This window comes from Luteitalea sp. (genome assembly GCA_009377605.1).
Taxonomy (GTDB): domain Bacteria; phylum Acidobacteriota; class Vicinamibacteria; order Vicinamibacterales; family Vicinamibacteraceae; genus WHTT01.
On sequence record WHTT01000047.1, the window covers coordinates 1 to 18,128 of the forward strand.

The 18,128-nt window shown below is 64.4% G+C and carries 16 protein-coding genes; 11 read left to right on the forward strand and 5 right to left on the reverse strand.

Going from position 1 to position 18,128, the window contains the following annotated elements:
• A partial coding sequence (locus GEV06_16135) for a PQQ-binding-like beta-propeller repeat protein (GenBank protein ID MPZ19425.1) occupies positions 1 to 1,181 on the reverse strand: 1,181 nt, incomplete at its 3' end.
• A 114-nt stretch (positions 1,182 to 1,295) separates the two neighbouring features.
• Here GEV06_16135 and GEV06_16140 point away from each other — a divergent pair.
• The 4 genes from GEV06_16140 (at position 1,296) to GEV06_16155 (ending at position 2,944) form a co-directional block, all read left to right on the forward strand.
• Positions 1,296 to 1,823, forward strand: a complete 528-nt coding sequence (locus tag GEV06_16140) for a sigma-70 family RNA polymerase sigma factor (GenBank protein ID MPZ19426.1) — start codon at positions 1,296 to 1,298, stop codon at positions 1,821 to 1,823.
• A 2-nt stretch (positions 1,824 to 1,825) separates the two neighbouring features.
• Complete coding sequence (locus tag GEV06_16145) at positions 1,826 to 2,044, forward strand: hypothetical protein (protein MPZ19427.1); 219 nt, start codon at positions 1,826 to 1,828, stop codon at positions 2,042 to 2,044.
• A gap of 71 nt (positions 2,045 to 2,115) precedes the next feature.
• Positions 2,116 to 2,529, forward strand: coding sequence for a hypothetical protein (locus GEV06_16150; GenBank protein MPZ19428.1), 414 nt, complete (start codon positions 2,116 to 2,118; stop codon positions 2,527 to 2,529).
• 16 nt (positions 2,530 to 2,545) lie between these two features.
• A complete protein-coding gene (locus tag GEV06_16155) occupies positions 2,546 to 2,944 on the forward strand; it encodes a hypothetical protein (GenBank protein MPZ19429.1) in 399 nt (132 codons plus the stop codon).
• Between the two features lie 90 nt (positions 2,945 to 3,034).
• On the opposite strand, the gene GEV06_16160 is transcribed toward GEV06_16155, so the two are convergent.
• On the reverse strand, positions 3,035 to 3,520 hold the full coding sequence (locus tag GEV06_16160; GenBank protein ID MPZ19430.1) for a hypothetical protein: 486 nt from the start codon (positions 3,518 to 3,520) through the stop codon (positions 3,035 to 3,037).
• A 154-nt stretch (positions 3,521 to 3,674) separates the two neighbouring features.
• Here GEV06_16160 and GEV06_16165 point away from each other — a divergent pair, with 154 nt between their 5' ends.
• Positions 3,675 to 5,378, forward strand: a complete 1,704-nt coding sequence (locus GEV06_16165) for a GMC family oxidoreductase (GenBank protein ID MPZ19431.1) — start codon at positions 3,675 to 3,677, stop codon at positions 5,376 to 5,378.
• 109 nt (positions 5,379 to 5,487) lie between these two features.
• Here GEV06_16165 and xth read toward each other — a convergent pair whose 3' ends face one another.
• Positions 5,488 to 6,237, reverse strand: coding sequence for an exodeoxyribonuclease III (gene xth / locus GEV06_16170; protein MPZ19432.1), 750 nt, complete (start codon positions 6,235 to 6,237; stop codon positions 5,488 to 5,490).
• A gap of 103 nt (positions 6,238 to 6,340) precedes the next feature.
• On the opposite strand from xth, the gene GEV06_16175 reads away from it, so the two are divergent.
• Both GEV06_16175 and GEV06_16180 read left to right on the forward strand, forming a co-directional pair.
• Positions 6,341 to 7,087, forward strand: coding sequence for a hypothetical protein (locus tag GEV06_16175; GenBank protein MPZ19433.1), 747 nt, complete (start codon positions 6,341 to 6,343; stop codon positions 7,085 to 7,087).
• 66 nt (positions 7,088 to 7,153) lie between these two features.
• On the forward strand, positions 7,154 to 9,247 hold the full coding sequence (locus tag GEV06_16180; protein MPZ19434.1) for a hypothetical protein: 2,094 nt from the start codon (positions 7,154 to 7,156) through the stop codon (positions 9,245 to 9,247).
• Positions 9,248 to 9,498: 251 nt separating this feature from the next.
• Here GEV06_16180 and GEV06_16185 read toward each other — a convergent pair whose 3' ends face one another.
• Positions 9,499 to 12,849 (reverse strand): peptidase S41, encoded by a 3,351-nt coding sequence (locus GEV06_16185; GenBank protein MPZ19435.1) that lies wholly within the window; start codon positions 12,847 to 12,849, stop codon positions 9,499 to 9,501.
• Positions 12,850 to 12,997: 148 nt separating this feature from the next.
• On the opposite strand from GEV06_16185, the gene GEV06_16190 reads away from it, so the two are divergent.
• Together GEV06_16190 and GEV06_16195 are read left to right on the forward strand one after the other, a co-directional pair.
• Positions 12,998 to 13,255 carry a hypothetical protein gene (locus tag GEV06_16190; GenBank protein MPZ19436.1) on the forward strand — a complete coding sequence of 86 codons (258 nt, stop codon included), beginning with the start codon at positions 12,998 to 13,000 and terminating at the stop codon, positions 13,253 to 13,255.
• A gap of 64 nt (positions 13,256 to 13,319) precedes the next feature.
• The gene (locus GEV06_16195; protein ID MPZ19437.1) at positions 13,320 to 13,763 is read left to right on the forward strand and encodes a VOC family protein; all 444 of its coding nucleotides are present in this window, start codon (positions 13,320 to 13,322) and stop codon (positions 13,761 to 13,763) included.
• Between the two features lie 13 nt (positions 13,764 to 13,776).
• Here the strand turns inward: GEV06_16195 and GEV06_16200 are convergent, their stop codons facing one another.
• On the reverse strand, positions 13,777 to 14,937 hold the full coding sequence (locus GEV06_16200) for an AAA family ATPase (GenBank protein ID MPZ19438.1): 1,161 nt from the start codon (positions 14,935 to 14,937) through the stop codon (positions 13,777 to 13,779).
• A 143-nt stretch (positions 14,938 to 15,080) separates the two neighbouring features.
• Between GEV06_16200 and GEV06_16205 the strand changes: the two genes are divergently transcribed.
• Positions 15,081 to 15,419 carry a PadR family transcriptional regulator gene (locus GEV06_16205; protein MPZ19439.1) on the forward strand — a complete coding sequence of 113 codons (339 nt, stop codon included), beginning with the start codon at positions 15,081 to 15,083 and terminating at the stop codon, positions 15,417 to 15,419.
• A 171-nt stretch (positions 15,420 to 15,590) separates the two neighbouring features.
• On the forward strand, positions 15,591 to 18,128 hold the full coding sequence (locus GEV06_16210) for an FtsX-like permease family protein (GenBank protein ID MPZ19440.1): 2,538 nt from the start codon (positions 15,591 to 15,593) through the stop codon (positions 18,126 to 18,128).

The following is an 18,128-nucleotide window of genomic DNA, read 5'->3' on the forward strand; positions in this document are numbered from 1 at the left end:
CAGGAGTCGATCTCGTCACGCTCGCGCCGCCAGAGCTCCTTTCCGGTCAGTGCATCGAGCGTCACGATGAAGGAGTCGCCCTGATGATCCCAGACCTGCACGAGCCGATTGTTGTAGAGCGCGGGCGTGCTTCCTTCGCCGAACTCGTTGCGCATCTGCTTGTCGCCGAGGTCTTTCTGCCAGAGGAGCTTGCCATCCATGTCATAGGCGTACAGGCCATGCGATTCGAAGGAGGCAAACACACGCTCACCGTCGGTCACCGCCGAGCTCGAGGCCCAGGTGCCGTGCTCGCGATGCGCCCCTTCGTGAGGGGCTCCTTCCTTGGCGACCTGCTCCCAAACAACCCGCCCCGTACGCCGGTCGAGCGCCATGACGGTGAAGCGGTGAACCTCTCTCGGCTCGACGCCGCCTCGCGGCTCGTGAGCATCCGCTCCTGACACATCCTTCGGAACCGCGGTCACGAGGAAGAGCCGATCACCCCAGATCACAGGAGTCGCCGAGCCGCGCCCGGGGATCTCCACCTTCCATCGAATGTTGCTCGTCTCGCTCCACTCGATCGGTGGATCAGCCTGTTTCGACCCACCCGTTGCCTCCGGCCCACGCCACTGAGGCCAGAAGCGCTCCGCGGCCGGGTCGGAATCAGCGAGCACGGACGCGAACATTCCAAGAGCGCCGGTAATCGCCAAAACTGCTATGCGCGTGCCACGATCGCACGCGTCGTCCAGCAGGAGGCGCGTCAGCTCTTCGTTCTCGTTGAACTGCCAGATCATCCGCCCGCCCGCGCGCCGGAGGGCTGCAATCCGCTCGTCGCGGAACGCCGCCCACGCGTGAGGCGACTCCTTGTCCGCCATCGAGGATCCGATATCGCCTTCCGCGGGCGCGACCAGATCGGCCAGATGGCTGTAGGTGCCAAGCCCGCACCCGCAGCACGGGCGCCACAGCGGCAACGGCATGAACCCCGCTGTGGAAATGACGCGCCGGTGGACATCACAGAACGATGCCCACAGGCGCTTGGAAATCTCGCACAGAACGCGAGATTCCCACATTCCCACAGCCATTCTTCTCCTTGGAGTTGAGAACGAACCGGACAGATCACGTGTCAAACAAGAACCGGACATTTCACTTGTCAACAACAGAGAGAGGAAGCACAGAGAGAGGAAGCACGCCGGCCTTGTCGGCATGAACCGCCTCCGTGGACTGGCGCCGATCTCAGGTGTTGCTTGGTGCGGCCGTCGGTCGGGCAGCGGAGGGAACCGCGGCGTCCCTTCGGCGGTAAGAGCCTTTAGAGCACGTGGATGGACCTGCTGCAACGGTTTGCGGCCGGCGATCTCGACGCGTTCGAGACGCTGTTCCGCCAGCACCAAGGAGAGGTGTACGGCTGGATCGTTCGCCTCGTCCGGAACCCGTCCGTGGCCGAGGAGCTGACAATCGACGCCTTCTGGCGCATCTACCGTGCTCATGCTCGGTTCGACGCGACGCGAAGCTTTGGCGCCTGGGCGCGGCGGATAGCCACGAATCTCGCGCTGGAGCACCTGAAGCGGCACCGCGTGGAGGTCGAGCTCGATCCCTCGAGGGTGCCCGAGCCGCAGACTCAGCCGGATGCGGTCGATGTGCTCGAACAACGAGAGATACGACAGAGGATTGGCGGCGCGTTGGACCGCCTCTCACCGAAGCTGCGCGCCGCCGCGACTCTCGCATTGGTCGAGGAACAGCCATACGACCAGATTGCCGACGCGCTGGGTGTGTCGGTGGGCACTGTGAAGTCGCGTGTTTTCCGCGCCGTGCGCCACATGCGACGCTGGCTCAGTGATCTCGTGGAGTGACGATGGCGAATCAACGTGAGGAGCGAATCCGAGCATTGCTGCAGCAGGCGCTGCCGCCCGTCGACCTGCGGCTTCGTCGCGACCTGTGGCCGCGCATGGCGAGGCGCCTGGACGAGCCGCCGCGACGTGTGTCGCTCGTCGATTGGGTGCTCGTTGGAGGGTTAGTGGCAACGGCCGCCTTCCTGCCGGAGATTCTGTTGCCATTCCTGTCGTTGCTCTAGGTAGGGCCGCCTCGCCGAGGCGGCCGTAACGGCGCGCTCGGCGAGCGCGCCCTACCATCTCGGAGCTCGGTATGAAGACGCACCCGTACATCCGAGCGTACATGGCAGGGATCACCCTGCCGACGCTGTTTCTGCTGGTCATCCTGACGGCCTTCGTCATCGCTCGCTACGTCTACGACGTCGACGTGCCAGTCGAGCGTGTGGTCGTCTTTCCGATGGCGGCCGTGCCAAACTCCTGGGGCGCGTGGAACATCCTCTACGTGTGGCTGCGAAAGCGCGTGAGCTGGCCGATTGGTCTCCACGGCGCGCTTCTACCACTCCTGCTCGTGCCGGCTGGATATCTCGTGGCGAGGGCCGTAGGCGTTCCCTTTCCGTTGACCGCCGCACAGTTGTTCCCGGTGGTCTTGCCGCTCGGCTTGGTGGCGTACTACCTCCTCTGGAAGTACCTCGTAGGCTCCTTGAACGATCTCCTTGGCATTGGGTGACAAGGTGGAGGGTGTCATGCAGACGATCGCCGTTGCGATCCGTGCCGTCACTTACATGGCTGGCTTCGTTCTCGCCTTCACGTGGCTCGCGCTCAGCGCGCCAGACCTCGACGCGCCTTCCGACACAATGCTTCCAGCGAGCGTAATGCCGGTCGGCGCGGCGCTGATGTTGACTGGTGGCCTCCTCGCTCTAGCGTGCGCAGCTTGCTTTGTCGTGCGCGGCGGCGGAACGCCCGCGCCGTTCGACCCGCCACGAGCGCTGGTCATTGTCGGACCGTATCGCTACGTTCGGAACCCGATGTACGTCGGTGGCCTGCTGACCTGGCTCGGCTTGGGGCTTCTCTGGCGCTCCTGGTCCGTGCTTGCGGTGACGGCAGTGCTCGCCATAATCGTTCACCTCTTCGTCGTCCTCTAGGAAGAGCCGACACTACGCCGGCTGTTTGGCGACGACGACGAAGCGTACTGTCGCTCTGTGCACCGCTGGCTCCCGATGGCCGGTGCCTGGTTAGCGTGCTCCCTCGCCTGACGGTTCCCGCGTTTCGAGGTCGATCTCGTTCAGCGGCACATCCCAGTGCGCCTCTAGGAGCTCGAAGCGCTCGCGCTCTTCCTGACGCCAGACGGCGAAATCCTTGTAGAGCTGTCGTGCAATCGCAATTTCATCGACTGGCTGCACGAGCGCCGCGGTGTTCTTGAACGTCAGGGCCACGGCAAACGTCCAATCGGCCCGGCCGTCGCCATGATACGTCGGCACGTAGGTGTTGATGGACACGAGCCGCGACCCGAGCTGTTCCTGGAGAACGGGGTAGTGGTTCTTCTGGAAGAGATCGAGGAACCGCTCCTGGGCCCCCCACTTGACCCGGTAGAAGTACCAGACCGTGCGCGGGGCGTCCGCCTCGTCAGTCTGTGGCGGCGGTGCCTGCGCCGTGAGCATGCTCGGCGGCAGCAGCAACGCTGCCACCAGGGCGAACATCGAAGCGCGTCTGAATCCCATGGCCCCTCCTCGGGTTGAACGTGACTTGCGCGTTGCTTTGGTGCCAAGAATACAGGAGGAGATGAAGAGATGACACACATCCTGGTCTTGCATTAAGCTCCGAGAACTCACAACTCAATCGACACCGGTTCCCGGTGGGAGCAAGGAGGTTCGGGTGTTGCAGCAGGGTGGCGAGGCGGCGGGCAAGACGTTCGACGTGGTCGTGGTCGGCGCGGGCGCCTCCGGGGGGTGGGCGGCGAAGCGCCTCTCCGAGGCAGGGTTGGAGGTCGCCTTGCTCGATGCCGGCCGGCCGCACACGGCCGAAGACAACCGGGAGCATATCCCGCCCTTCCAGGTGAAGTATCGCGATCGCGTCGCGGAGCTGATTCGCCGCACGCGGCCGCGCCAAAAAGACTGCTACGCCTGCCAGGAGTACAACTACGACTGGTTCGCCAACGACCTCGAAGAGCCGTACACCACGCCGGACGGCAAGCCTTTCAGTTGGCAAGGGCGCATGCGGATCGTCGGTGGGCGCACGAACGTGTGGGGACGCCAAAGTTATCGGTTCGGCGATCTCGACTTCAAGGCGGCTTCAGCCGATGGCTTTGGGATGGATTGGCCGCTCAGCCACGCGGATTTGGCATCGTACTACGAGATCGTCGAGCAGTACGTCGGCATCACGGGTATTGCCGAGGGCGTGCCGGAGCTGCCGGATAGTCACTTCTTGCCACCCATGGGCATGACATGCGCAGAGACAGCCCTGCGCACGAACGTCAAGGCAAAGTTCGGCCGGATCGTGACGCTTGGCAGATCCGCCAATCTCACGCGCCCTGTGAATGGACGCGCAGCGTGCCACTACTGCGGCCCCTGCGAGCGCGGCTGCGTGACCCGCTCGTATTTCAACGCGGCGTTCACGACGATTCCGGATGCTATCGAGACCGGCCGCTGCACGCTCGTGCCCAACGCGATGGCGTATCAGGTCGTGATGGACGAGGGAACCGGCCGCGCGAAGGGTGTCGTCTACATCGATCGCGTGACGCGACAGCCGAAAGAGATCTTCGGCCGCGTCGTCATATTGTGCGCGCAGGCGCTCGAATCGGTCCGCATCTTGTTGAACTCCGCGACCCGGCGGTACGCGAACGGTCTGGCGAACTCGAGCGGCGTCCTTGGTAAGTACCTGATGGACCACATGTGGGTGGCGGGCGGCGCAGAGGCGGAGTTTCCACAATTTTCCCAGAAGCCATCCCACAACGCCCCGCGGCGGCCCAACGGCCTGTACGTCATTCGCTTTCGTAACCGCAAGAGTGAGAGGCCGTTTGGCAAGTTCCTGCGCGGCTACGGCTTCCAGGGGGGCGGGGCCACCTCGTTCAACATGGGTGCGGCTGGATTCGGCGCGAGATACAAAGCTACCGTGGAAGAGGGCCTGACCACGGTCAAGCTCTCCGGGTTTGGCGAGTGCTTGCCGTACGAGACGAACTATGTCGAGATCGACCGCGGCGTCGTCGATACGTTCGGCATTCCCGTGCTCCGCATTCACATGGCGTGGGGTGAGAACGAGCGGGCGATCATCCCGGACATGGCGGAGACGGCCGCCGAGATGTTGGAGGCGGCGGGCGGAAAGAACATCGTGCCGTTCGCCGTCCCTGATCGAGTTCCCGGCTTCGGCATCCACGAGATGGGTGTCGCTCGTATGGGTGCTGACCCAAAGACGTCGGTGCTCAATCAGTTCCAACAAGCACACGACGTCAAGAATCTCTTCGTCATGGACGCGGCAGGCTTCACGTCCGGTGGTTGCCAGAACCCCACGCTGACCATCATGGCGCTTACCGTGCGGTCCTGTGATTACTTGAAGGAGCAGCTCCGCAAGGGTGAAGGTTGACGGCTGGCCGCCGTCCTTCGTGGTTGGTCCGTACCGCGCGGCCGCCTCGGCGAGGCGGCCCTACCTTTCTTTGGTAGCGCGCGTTCGCCGAGCGCGCCGTGCGAGACTATCAGACGTCGAACTCCGCGACGAGCGGCGCATGATCGCTGGTGCCGAATTCCGCGAGGACACGGGAGCTCCGGGTCGCTCCAGCCACGGGCGTTGCCGCCAAGATGTAGTCGATGCGCCAGCCGATGTTCCGTTGACGCATGCTGCGCCACGGCGCCCACCAGGTGAACAGGCCATCGTTGTCCGGATCGAACGTCCGGCCGACGTCGACGAGACCCTGATCGAGCACACGCTCGAACAGCGCACGCTCGTCTGGACGTTGGCCGACGGCGTTGGCCTTCCGCTCCTTCGGATGGACGTCCATCTCCGCTCGCGCGACGTTCATGTCACCGCACAGCACGACCGATTCCCCTTGTGTCCGGGTTGCCGCCACGTAGTTCCCCATGGCTTCGAGAAACCGCAGCTTGGCTGGAAAGTCCCGTCCGCCGTTGGGCACGTAAACGGACGCAATCGTGAGACCTCCCATGGAAGTCGTGGCAATCCGATGCTCGACGTTGAAGTCGGGATGGGAGAACTCCGGCTGGCGCGCGCTGTGCGCGCGCCGAACCAGCAGCGCGATGCCCGAGTACCCTTTGCCGCCATGCCAGTAGCTCCAGTAGCCGGCCATCTCGAAGAGGGCAATTGGCACGAGATCCGCCGACGCTTTGATCTCTTGCAGGCACGCCACATCAGGCGCCTCGCGGGCGAGCAACTCGGCAACCTCACCGGCTCGCTTCCGAATACCGTTGACGTTCCACGACAGGATTTTCATGTCGACCAGTCCATGGCGGGTACATAGCACAGCTCGTCCGCCCCTGCGCTACGATGAGAATGCAGATCGTGTCGCCATGGTCTGCACGTTCGGAGGGAAAATCATGCACAAGCTCATCAAGAGCATCGCCCTGGTCGGACTCCTGTGTCTTTGGGGCTCGGACGGCTTCGCACAGACCGTCGACGAGCTCGCTCGAAAGAACCTGACCGCGTTGGGCGGCGAGGCCGCATGGCGGCGCCTCGAAGCCATTCAGAGCAATGGCACGATGACCGGTCCCGAAGGGCAGAAGGCGGAGCTCACGCTGTGGACCAAGCGCCCGAACTTGAGACGCCAGGATGTCCGCATCGACGATCAGATCATCACGAACGCGTTCGACGGGAAAGACCTCTGGGTGCGTCATCCGCGCATGGGGGATAAACCGCAGCTCGTGACCGGCGAGGCTGCAGAGTCGGCGAGAGCCGAAGCGACCTTCGATCCGCCCTTCTTGGATTACGAGGAACGCGACATCGAGATCGACGAGCAGGGTACCGTGCAGGTCGACGGCAAGAGGGCGCACAAGCTGCAACTGTCTTATCCCGAGGGTCCGAGTCCCGTGCTCTACCTGGATGATGCAACGGGGCTCATTCTCCGAGTCGTCATGCAGGCCGAGGTCCAGGGCAAGAAGGTCGTGCGCGAGGAGCGCCTTTCGGACTGGCGAAAGGTCGACGGCATCATGCTGCCCTTTCGGACCGAGATGCTCATGAACGGCCGCCCCATGACGACCATTACGCTGAGCGGCGTGAAGATCAATCCAGCCATCGACGACAGCTTCTTCCGGATGGAAGCCGCGGATCAGGAGGTCGAGCGCTGATCGGCGTTCCTCAGGAAGTGCTGCCACTGGTGCCGGCTCGGTCGCTCTGGGCTATTATCGGTGGTCATGCCCTCCCGAGCACTGCTGGTACTTGCGGCGACTCTGGTCGTTTGCGCTACACCACAGACCCAACGCGAAGCGCATGCGGCTCAGGACGCCACGCCGGCCGCGCGGTTCGACGACTGGCTTGATGCCCAGGCCGAGCAGGCCCTCAGCAACGGCGCTCGCAAGAGAAGCGACGCCTCGACCGCCGAGGAGATCCGGCGTCGGGCCACCGAGGTTCGCCGTCAAGTGCTCGAAGCGATGGGCGGCCTTCCGGCAGAGCGTGCCCCCTTGAACGCACGCATCACCGGGCGGCTCGATCGCGGCGACTACCGCATTGAGCGCCTGGTCTTCGAGAGCCTCCCGGGCTTCTTCGTAGCAGCCAATCTCTACGTGCCCACGACTGGATCCGGCCCCTTTCCGGCCCTGCTCGGCACGGCTGGACACTCAGACGAGGGAAAGGCGGCGCCGATCTACCAGCACGTGTGGATCAGCCTCGCACGCCGCGGCATCATCGTTCTGGCCTACGATCCACCCGGTCAAGGTGAGCGTCTCGAATACTTCGATCCGGCGACCGGCACGTCACGCGTTGGCATTGGCACCCCCGAGCATAGGCACGCGGGCCAACAGTGTCTGCTCACGGGCACCAGCATCGCCCGCTACTTTGCGTGGGACGGCGTTCGAGCGATCGACTATCTGTTGACGCGCTCAGACGTCGATCCCAAGCGTCTGGGTGTGGCCGGCAACTCGGGCGGCGGCACCCAGACGGCTTGGCTCGCCGTGGTCGAGGAGCGCCTCTCGGCGATCAACTCGTCCTGCTACATCACGTCCTGGGCAGAGCTGTGGAAAGAGCGGGGACCGCAGGACATGGAGCAGGTTCTGCCCGGATTCCTGGCACGTGGGCTCGACTTCTCGGATCTCATCATCGCCGCGCAGCCACGGCCGTACCTCGTATCGAGCGCCATCCAGGACTTTTTCCCAATCGACGGCGCACGCGCGACCATGGCTGAAGTGCGGCGTGCGTACGAGGCGATTGACGCGGCCGACCGCGTGGCACACGCCGAGCACGACGACAAGCACGGCTGGTCGCAGCCACTACGCGAAGCGGCGTATGCGTGGTTCCAGAAATGGTGGCGCGGCGGCGCTGCCGGCTCGGCCGAGGGCGACGTGACGATAGAGACGGCCGAAGCGTTGCGTGCGACACCAACTGGACAGGTGGCGACAGCCTTCGAGTCGCGCACGATCTTCGACGTCAACCTCGATCGTGCGCGGCGCTTGAAGCAGACCCGCTCATCTGCAACGCCAGCCTCGCTGCGCGCGCTGCTGCAGCTTCCCGACGAGTTTCCAGCAGCGTCTGCTGTGCATCGCGAAGATGTGGGGCCAACGCGTGGTCTGCGAACCGAGCGTCTGGAGCTGACCGTCGATACCAACCTGACGTTGCGCGCGCTACTCGTTCATCCGCGGGAGCAGCGCCCGCGCGGAACGGTGCTCGTGGCCGATGGTCGAGAGAGCGCGGAGAGTGAGAACGCATCCGATGAACCTGGCGAGGCTGCGCGCGCTTGGGCAGAGCGCGGCTACGTTGCCCTCGAGCTGAACGTGCGTGGCGCTGGTCTGCTGGCGCCGTCGCGACAGGACGGTGGTTACTCGTCCGACTACCAGCTCGCCGCGCGTGCGTGGCTCCTCGGCACCAGCGTGGTTGCCTGGCAGGCGCGCGATCTCCTGACGGGCCTGGCGTTCCTGGAACAGCAGCTGCCGGACCCTGCGTCCGAGCGTGTCCTGCACGTCGCTGGCATCGTGACGCCGGCAGGGCTCTTTGCCGCCGCCCAAAACGATGTGAATGCGCTGTGGGTCGAAGAGGGGATCGTCAGCTACTCCGATCTCGCGGCCACGCGCGATTATCGAGCGCCCGCTCGTCTCTTCTTACCCGGCGTGCTCGAGGTGACGGACCTGCCCGAGCTGATGGCGCTGGCCGCACCTGCGACGGTTCATCTGGTGCGGCCCCTCGCTGCCGATGGAGAGATCATCCGCACGGAAGCGCACCTGCGACGCCGAATGGGGAGCGCGTTTCCCGATAACGTGACGCTCGAGAAAGGAGACAGACTCCTCTTTCGGAACTGACGCCGCCCGAAGAGGGCCCTGTCCCCTTTTTCTGCTCACGCTTCTTCGTTCAGGCTAAGGGCCTGTCAGGGAATAAGTGCACCATTCTGGCTGCCGATGCATCCCGTCTGGCAGCGTTGCTCGTCGCTTACATACTCCCGGTATGCGCACTCCTCGCGCCTCGCCAGACGGGCGCCTCGACACCCAGAACGGCACACTTATTCCCTGACAGGCCCTAACCCCCGAACCCTCGAACCAGGAACCAAGGACCTCTAACGCCCTCCCGTTTCAATCACTGGCTTCGGCACGCGGCGCTCATACGCCGGGCGCGACGGTGCAGCGGGTTGCTTCGCGATCCGGTCGAGCACTTCGGCTATCGCCCGCTCGAGCTGAGGATCCGTACCTCGTGCGAGCTCCGAGGGATCTTCGGGCACCTCGATGTCCGGCTCCACCCCGTGCCCTTCGGCGAACCACTGTCCCTTCACGTCGTACATGCGGAACGTGGGGACGGTGACCGTCCCGCCATCGACCAGGCCCGGCGCTCCGCTGATGCCGATGAGGCCGCCCCAGGTTCGCGTCCCGATGAGCGGCCCGAGCTCCGCCTCGCGAAAGTAGAACGGAAAGGCGTCGCCGCCCGAGCCGCTCCAGCCGTTGATGAGCATCACTTGCGGTCCGCGGTGTGCCACCGGTGGCCACTGCCAGTCTTCGCCGTGCCGGACGGCCCAGTGGCTGAGAATCGGGCGATTGAGCAGCTCGACGAAGCGGTCCGGAATCTGCCCGCCGCTGTTGAACCGCTCGTCGATGATCAGGCCGTCCTTGCGCCAGGCCGCCATGAACTGCCGTATGAGCTCGTTCTGCGCGTCTCTCCCCGTGCTCTGCACGTAGACGTAGCCCACACGGCCCTTCGTGGCTTCTGCGACGCGCTGGCGGCGCTCCTCGACCCACGCCCGAAACCGCAGCTCCGTCTCGTCCGTGAGGCACTTGACGACGACACGTCGGGCACGATCGACCGTGGGCTTCTCGTTCACCGTGAGGACGACCGTCTCATTGGCCAACCCCTGGAACGCCGCCCAGGGGTCCTTTGCCGTATCGAGTGGACTGCCGTTCACGGCGAGCACGTAGTCGCCTTGTTCGACGTCGACACCGGGCTCGGCCAGTGGCGACCGCACATCGGCGCTCCACGTCCCGCCCGACACGATGTGCGCGATGCGATACGCGCCGTTCTCGAGCGCCCAGTCCGCGCCCAGCATGCCGACGCCACGCGTGGGTGCCTTCTGCTCGTCGCCACCTCCGCGGTAGGTATGCGACGCGTTCAGCTCGGCGATGAACTCCCCGAGGACGAAGTTCACGTCCCACCGTGTGACGGCCGCGTCCAGCAGCTTCGCGTAGCGGTCGCGCGCCGCCGCCCAGTCGACGCCGTGCATGTTCGGGTCGTAGAAGAAGTCACGCTCGAGGCGATAGGTGTCTGCGAACATCTGTCGCCACTCGGCCGCCGGATCGATGACCGCCTCCATCTCGGCAGTCCGCATCGGCTTCTCGAACTTCTGCTTCTCGTCGAGCTCGACCATCGCGTACTTCTTCTCGTGGAGGACGAACAGCTTCTTGCCGTCGAAGGTCGGCTCGAAACCGTCGGCATCCGCAAGCACGGTCTTCTCTTCGCGCTCCTCGAGATCGAAATAGACAAGGGGGCTCTTCTCGTCGCTGGAGCCCGTACGCGGCCCGCGCCGGTAGAGCACCTTGCCGTTCACGGCGAAGAGATCCGCGTAGTTGCCTGGCTTCGGCGGCAAAACGACGGCCCGCGCTTCGAAGCCCTCGATGTCGATCTCCACCGGCTTCGGCTTCTCATCCTTCTCGTCAGTCGCATCCTTCTCGTCTTGCTCGCTCTCCGTCTCATCTGCCTCGTCTTGCTCGCTTGCTTCCTTCTTCTTCTTCTCGTCGGTGTCATCCTCCTCTGCTTCGTCTTCCCCCTCGGCGTCGTTGCGCGCGGCCAGCGGCGACGGCACGTCCTTTCTCAGCGGCACGGCGACGATGTGCGTGGCGTTCGGGTAGGTCCACGAATTGTCGAAATCGCTGTAGACGGGCTCGAAGTGTCGGTTCGAGAAGAAGTACAGGTAGCGCCCTTCCGGATCGAAGACCGGGCTCGAGTCCTGGAAGTAGCCAGACGTCACCTGGTGGCGCTGCGCTGTCTTCGTGTCATAGAGGAACACCGCTTCGCTGCGTGTCTGCGCGTCCGGCCGGGCCCAGGCGATCCAGCGAGAGTCGGCCGACCAGTGGATCGGCAGGCGTTGTAGCGTCCCGTTGTCCATGAAGATCGGGCTCTGATCGATCACCGTTGCCTCGTTGCGCGCGACGTCGTAGAGCTGAATCTGGAGCTTTTCGTCGGCAAACGCGACGCGCGTGCTGTCCGGCGACCAGTGCGGAGGATAGCGGTAACCGGGACCGAGCTTCGTGACGACTCGCTCCTCGCCCGCTCCGCTGACGAGACGAAGCGCGAGCTCGTATTCGCCGGAGCGGTCGGTCCAGTAAGCAAGGGTCTTACCGTCTGGTGACCAGCGGGGGTAACGCTCCGCGACCCCGGAGCTGCGCGTGACGTCGAGAACTGGCCCGTGCTCGGCCGGCACCGTGAACGCATCACCCCGTGCCTCGAATACCGCGCGCTTGCCGGTCGGCGACACGCTGGCGGACGTGATCGAATCGCCAACCTTCACGGTGCGCGTCTTGAGCGTCGAGCGATCGGTCACGACACGAATAGCGACTTCGGCTACTCGCTCGGTCTCGAGGTCGAGGCGGTACAGGCGCCCTCCCGCCTCGAAGACCATGTCGCTCGGACCGATGGCAGGGAACGTGATGTCGAACTCGTCGAACCGTGTCACTTGACGGACCGCCCCAGTGGCTCGGTCGTAGGCCCAGATATTGTGCCGCTGCCTGGGGCCGCGGTCGGACACGAAATAGATCGTGTTGCCGTGCCACATGGGATGCTCGTCGATTGCCTCGCTCGCCGAGATGTTCTTCGCGTCGAGGCTCGTGAGGTTGAAGAGCCACACGTCGGGCGCCCAGCCGCCGCGATAGCGCTTCCACGTGCGGAATGCCTGCGACTGCGGCAGGTAGACGAGCTCCTTACCGTCTGGCGAGAAGGCGGCGAACTCGCCGTAGGGGACCGGCAGCTTCTCGGGCAGGCCGCCTTCAGCCGAAGCGAGGAAGAATTGGTTGAAGCGTTGGCGACCGCTCTCGCGCTGCGAGGCGAAGAGCACGCGCGCTCCGTCGGGATGCCAGTCCAGGAGCCGATCGGCCGCCGGATGATGGGTGACGCGCACCGGATCGCCGCCCATCGCCGGCACGACGTACACGTCGAGGTTGCCATCGTAGTTGGCGCTGAACGCGATGTGTGATCCGTCGGGAGAGAAGCGGGGGAACGCCTCCTCGCCCGCGGGCGAGCTGAGGTGCGAGGCGACGCCCCCTTCCTTCGGAACGATCCAGATGTCGCCCGCATACACGAACGTGATGTGCGTGGCCGAGATGTCGGGGTATCGGAACATTCGCGCGTCGATCTGCGCGAGTGCGGGCCCGGGCCCCACGAGCAGGACAGCCGCGGCACCGAGGAACAGCGTGGCGAAGTAGCGCATCTCAGACTCCAAGGCTTGAGCACGTAGCAGATGAGGTAGAGAACATTATGGATCACGAAGATATACCTAGGTGGATGACTGCTCCACCTCCGGACAGCGTCACCGCCGTCGAACCGGCGCGGGAGCTGAGCGTCATGCTCGTTCCGCCTTGAAGAACCGATGGTCGCGGGGCCACAATGGAAGCGACACGTCTCTGGCCGATGCCATGGTGCTGAAGCGAGCTCCCCGACCGGCCCTGCGGCCGTTCGTGCAGGTCGTCTGGGCGACGGACGAAGTGCAGGGGCCACGGCCGTTCCTGGCCCATCGTGAACATGTCTTGCCGACTGGGCAGGCGCACATCGCTCTTCGTCTTTCCGACGACCCGTTGCGCCTGTTCGACGCCGTGGACGACACCTCGGGTCGGTAGTAGGCCGACGGCGCTACTGTGCTCCCAGGGGTTGGTTGGTTCTTTCGTCGAGAGGAGGGACACGATGGCGGTTCGCGAATTGTTCGCCTACCTCTGCGTCACGAACGCGGCGGAGGCCATTGCTTTCTATACGACAGCGTTCGAGGCGAAGGAGAAGCTTCGCCTCACCGAGCCCAGTGGCCGCATCGGGCACGCCGAGCTCGATTTCGGCGGCGCGACGCTGATGCTGTCCGACGAGTTCCCGGAGTACGGCATCAGGGCGCCGCAGCCCGGAATGGGCACGCCCGTCACCATCCATCTTCACGTTGACAACGCGGACGAGGTGATTCGGCGTGCCGTCGGCGCGGGCGCGACCATTGAAATGGAGCCGAAAGACGAGTTCTACGGCGAGCGTTCCGGCTGCATCCGGGACCCCTTCGGCCATCGCTGGAACATTGGCCATCAGATCGAAGAGGTCTCCGGTGCCGAAATGCAACGTCGCTACACGGAGATGCTCCAGGCCAAGTAAAGGTCGCTCGGAATCATGCCGCGGCCAGCGGTTCACCGGAGAGTTGGGCGATTAGGCCCTCCAGGGAGACAAACCTGACCCGGAGACCGTTGTACGTGCGCACGAACGATTGCTCGACGTCCCTGGCGACCACGAAGCTCTCACCCTTGGGATAGAGACGCCGAAAGGCGAGAAGGCAGCTCTCGTGGAACGACGCCGTTGTCCACCTGCACTCGACGGCGATCGGGTCACCCCGGCCACGGCGAGGCAGCACGAAGTCTATTTCGGCACCTCGCTTGTTGCGCCAGTAACGCAGGGCCCGGTGCTGCAAGCGTCCCTGTATCTCGTTGAGGACGACGTGCTCCCACAGCAGCCCCATATCGTCCGGTCGTAGCGTGACCCACCCGCGGTGGTAGCAGACAAAGCCGGTGTCGAAGGCGTACACCTTGGGAGCCGCCACGATCTCGGTCGGTTTGTGGGTGCTGTAAGGGCGTACGACGTGGACGACGAACGTCGCCTCCAGCGCGCCCAGATAGTTCATGATCGTTTGGCGGCTGACCTCGCACGACGCCGCGAACCGCGTCGCCTCGAACAGGCCGCCGCTCTGGGCGAACAGCAACTCTGCGAACCGCTGAAACGACGACCGCCGCTCGAGACGAAACAGCTCCTGGATGTCCTTCGCCCAGTAGGCATCCATCCATTCCTGAAAATCTCGTTCAGGGAGCTCGTCGGCGAGGAAGAATGGGGGCAGACCACCTCGCAGGAAGCGATGTGTAAGGTTCCTGCGGCGGAAGTCCTCGAGGTCGGGCAGAAGCATGGGCGTCAGCCAGACGGTTTCCTTGCGGCCGGCCAAGGTGTCTCGAAACTTCGCCGTCGCCTCGAGGGTCGAGGAGCCGGTCGCGAGGACCTGGGTCTCTGGGAAGTGATCCGCGGCAATCTTCAAGAGCTCGGATGGGTTGGGCAAACGATGCACTTCGTCCAAGACAATACGGCGCCCGCGCAACTCCTCGAGGAACCCCTGAGGAGCCTCCATGAGCCGCCGCGTGCGGGGCAGCTCGCAGTCGAAGTACTCGACGTTATCAAGGCTTTGGCAGAGGACCGTCTTACCGGCGCGGCGGACACCGGCGAGCCAGAGGACCGACCGCCGCTCCCATGCCTTGGTGAGGCGCTCGATCCAGTATCGCCGCCGTACCATATGCCGTCAGAATAGCGAATAGCACGACCAAACGCAAATGTGATGGCGTTTGGTCGCAGCATGGCGCCACGGGGAGGCGCCAGTTCCCTTGACAGTCGAAAGGAACCAGATCTATTCTTCTTTCGTATATCGAAAGGAGAGACGTGAGCAAGGACAAGAGCGACCTTCTACAGGGCACACTCGACATGCTCGTGCTAAAGGCGCTGCAGCTCGAGCCAATGCACGGCTGGGGCATTACCGAGCGCATCGAGCAATGGTCGGAGAGCGTGTTGCAGCTCGGGCAGGGCACGCTCTACCCGGCGCTCTATCGGCTCGAGCGTCAAGGTCTCATTCGATCCGAGTGGAATGTTACCGAGAACAATCGCCGCGCGCGCTACTACTCGCTGACGCGTGAGGGAAGACGACGATTCAGCGATGAGATCGAGCAGTGGCAGCGCATGTCACGCGCCGTGAACATGGTGCTGCAGGCCACCATCGAATAGCGGGGAAGCCTCATGAGATGGATGACCGAGGCCTGGCGCCGGATTCGGTCGATCGGGCGACGGCACGAGATCGAACGCGGCCTCGAAGAAGAGATCCGCTTCCACGTCGATCAGCAAATCGAGAAGAACGAGCGGGCTGTTATGAGCCGGGACGAGGCACGTCGTCGGGCGATGCTCAGGTTTGGCGGGATGGAGCGCGTCAAGGAAGGCACGCGGGATGAGTTTCGTTCCGCGTTGCTCGAAGACGCCGTGCGCGACCTCCGCTACGGCTTGCGTGCGCTGCGGAGGGTGCCAGGATTCACCATCGTCTCCAGCCTCATGCTCGCGCTCGGCATTGGCGCCACGACCGCGGTCTTCAGCGTGGTCAACGGCGTGCTCGTCAAGCCGTTGCCCTATCCGAAGCCCGGGGAGTTGGTGAGCCTGGAGCACACAGCACCGGGCGTGAGCGACGATGCGGACGTGTCAATGTCGGCCGCGTTGCTCTTCACCTACCGCGACGAGAATCACAGCTTTCAGGAGTTGGGCCTCTGGAACGCGGGCAGCGATAGCGTGACCGGACAGGGCGAGCCGGAACAGGTCCAGAGTCTGTACGTCAGCCATGGCACGCTCCAGGTGCTCGGCGCGCAACCGCTGATTGGACGCCGGTTCTCGCAGAAGGACCATACCCCGGGATCTCCGGACACGGTGATGCTCACCTACGGCTACTGGCAGCGGCGGTACGGCGGTGACGGCTCGGTCATTGGCCGTCGCCTGACCGTGGATTCGCGACCGCGGACCGTCATCGGCGTGATGTCCGAAGAGTTCCGATTCCTGAATGCCGATCCGGATCTCATTCAGCCACTCCGCTTCGAGCGCGAGAAGCTAAACCTTGGCCAGTTCAGCTTTCAGGGTCTCGCACGGCTCGAGCCTGGTGTGACGCTCGCGCAAGCCAACGCAGACGTCTCGCGGATGATTCCCATCTGGCTGAACACCTGGCCGACATTTCCGGGCATCGACCGGGCGTTCTTCGAAGATGTCCGGCTGACACCGGCACTACGTCCGTTGAAGGAAGAGGTAGTGGGCGACGTTGGGAGCGTGCTCTGGGTCCTCATGGGGACCATTGGGATCGTGCTGTTGATCGCCTGCGCCAATGTGGCGAATCTCCTCTTGGTGCGCGCAGAAGGACGTCAGCACGAGCTGGCGATCCGCGCCGCGCTCGGCGCGGGCTGGGCCCGCATCGCGCGCGAGTTGCTGATCGAGAGTTTGGCGCTGGGCCTGTTCGGCGGAGCACTTGGCTTGGCGCTCGCATTTGCGGCGCTGCGGCTGCTCGTCGCCATCGGGCCAGCGACGCTCCCGCGGCTCAACGAGATCACCATCGATCCGACGGTCTTGTGGTTCACGCTGATCGTTTCGGTGCTCTCGGGCCTCCTGTTCGGCTGTATTCCGGTGGCCAAGCACGCCGGCCCGCAGATCGCGCGAGCGCTTCGAGGCAGCGGCCGCACGTCGAGTGCGAGCAAAGAGCGTCACCGGGCGCGCAACACGTTGGTTGTCGTCCAGGTGGCCCTGGCGTTGATGCTGCTGGTGGGCTCTGGCCTCATGATTCGCACGTTCCTGGCGCTGCGCGCCGTGCAACCTGGATTCAGCGATCCCGACCACGTCCAGTTGGTGCGCGTGGGGATTCCCGAGACACAGGTGGCGGACGAGGAACGGGTCTTCCGCATGCAGAGCGATATGCGCGATCGGCTCGCCGCCATCCCTGGTGTCTCCACGGCATCGTTCACCAGCTCCGCGCCGATGGAAGGGGGCACCAGCGACTCCGTGCTCCTCGCCCGAGAGCAGACATCCGCCGAGCGGCAGAGCCCTCCCGTGCGCCGATTTAAGTTCGTGTCGCCAGGATTCCTCCGGACCGTCGGCACTCCACTCGTTGCGGGGCGCGACTTCACGTGGGCCGAGGTGAATGAGCGCAGGCCCGTGGTCATGATCTCCGAGAACCTCGCGCGCGAGATGTGGCGAGAACCGGCTGCGGCACTCGGCAAGCACATCCGCGAGAGCACGGAGAACCCCTGGCGTGAAATCGTCGGCGTCGTCGGCGACGTCCATGACCGCGGCGTGCAGGAGCCGGCGCCTGCCCTCGTGTATTGGCCGGCGCTCATGGAGAACTTTTTCAACGATCGGGTTCAGGCCCCACGGTCGGTGTCATTCGCCATCCGTAGCAGCCGGACTGGCACCGAAGGGTTTCTCGACGAAGTCCGAAGAGCAATCGGGGCCGTGAACGCGAGTGTTCCGCTCGCGCAAATCCGCACGCTGGGAGATGTGTACGAACGCTCGCTGGCACGAACGTCGTTCACGCTCGTGATGCTGGCGATAGCGGCTGCAATGGCGCTCCTGCTTGGCGTCGTCGGCATCTACGGCGTCATCGCGTATGCGGTCTCGCAGCGGACGCGCGAAATCGGCATCCGCGTCGCGCTCGGCGCACAGCACGGACAGCTCACAGGAATGTTCGTCCGCCACGGTCTCGTCCTGTCGACCATTGGCGTGATCTGCGGGCTGGCGGGCGCGGCGCTGCTCACGCGGTTGATGGCCTCCCTTCTGTTCGGGATTAGCCGGCTCGATCCCACGACGTACGTCGTCGTCTCGCTTGGACTCGTTGCCGCTGCTGCCCTCGCCAGCTATGTGCCGGCACACAGGGCGACGGTCGTCGATCCCGTGAAGGCGTTACGCGCGGAATAG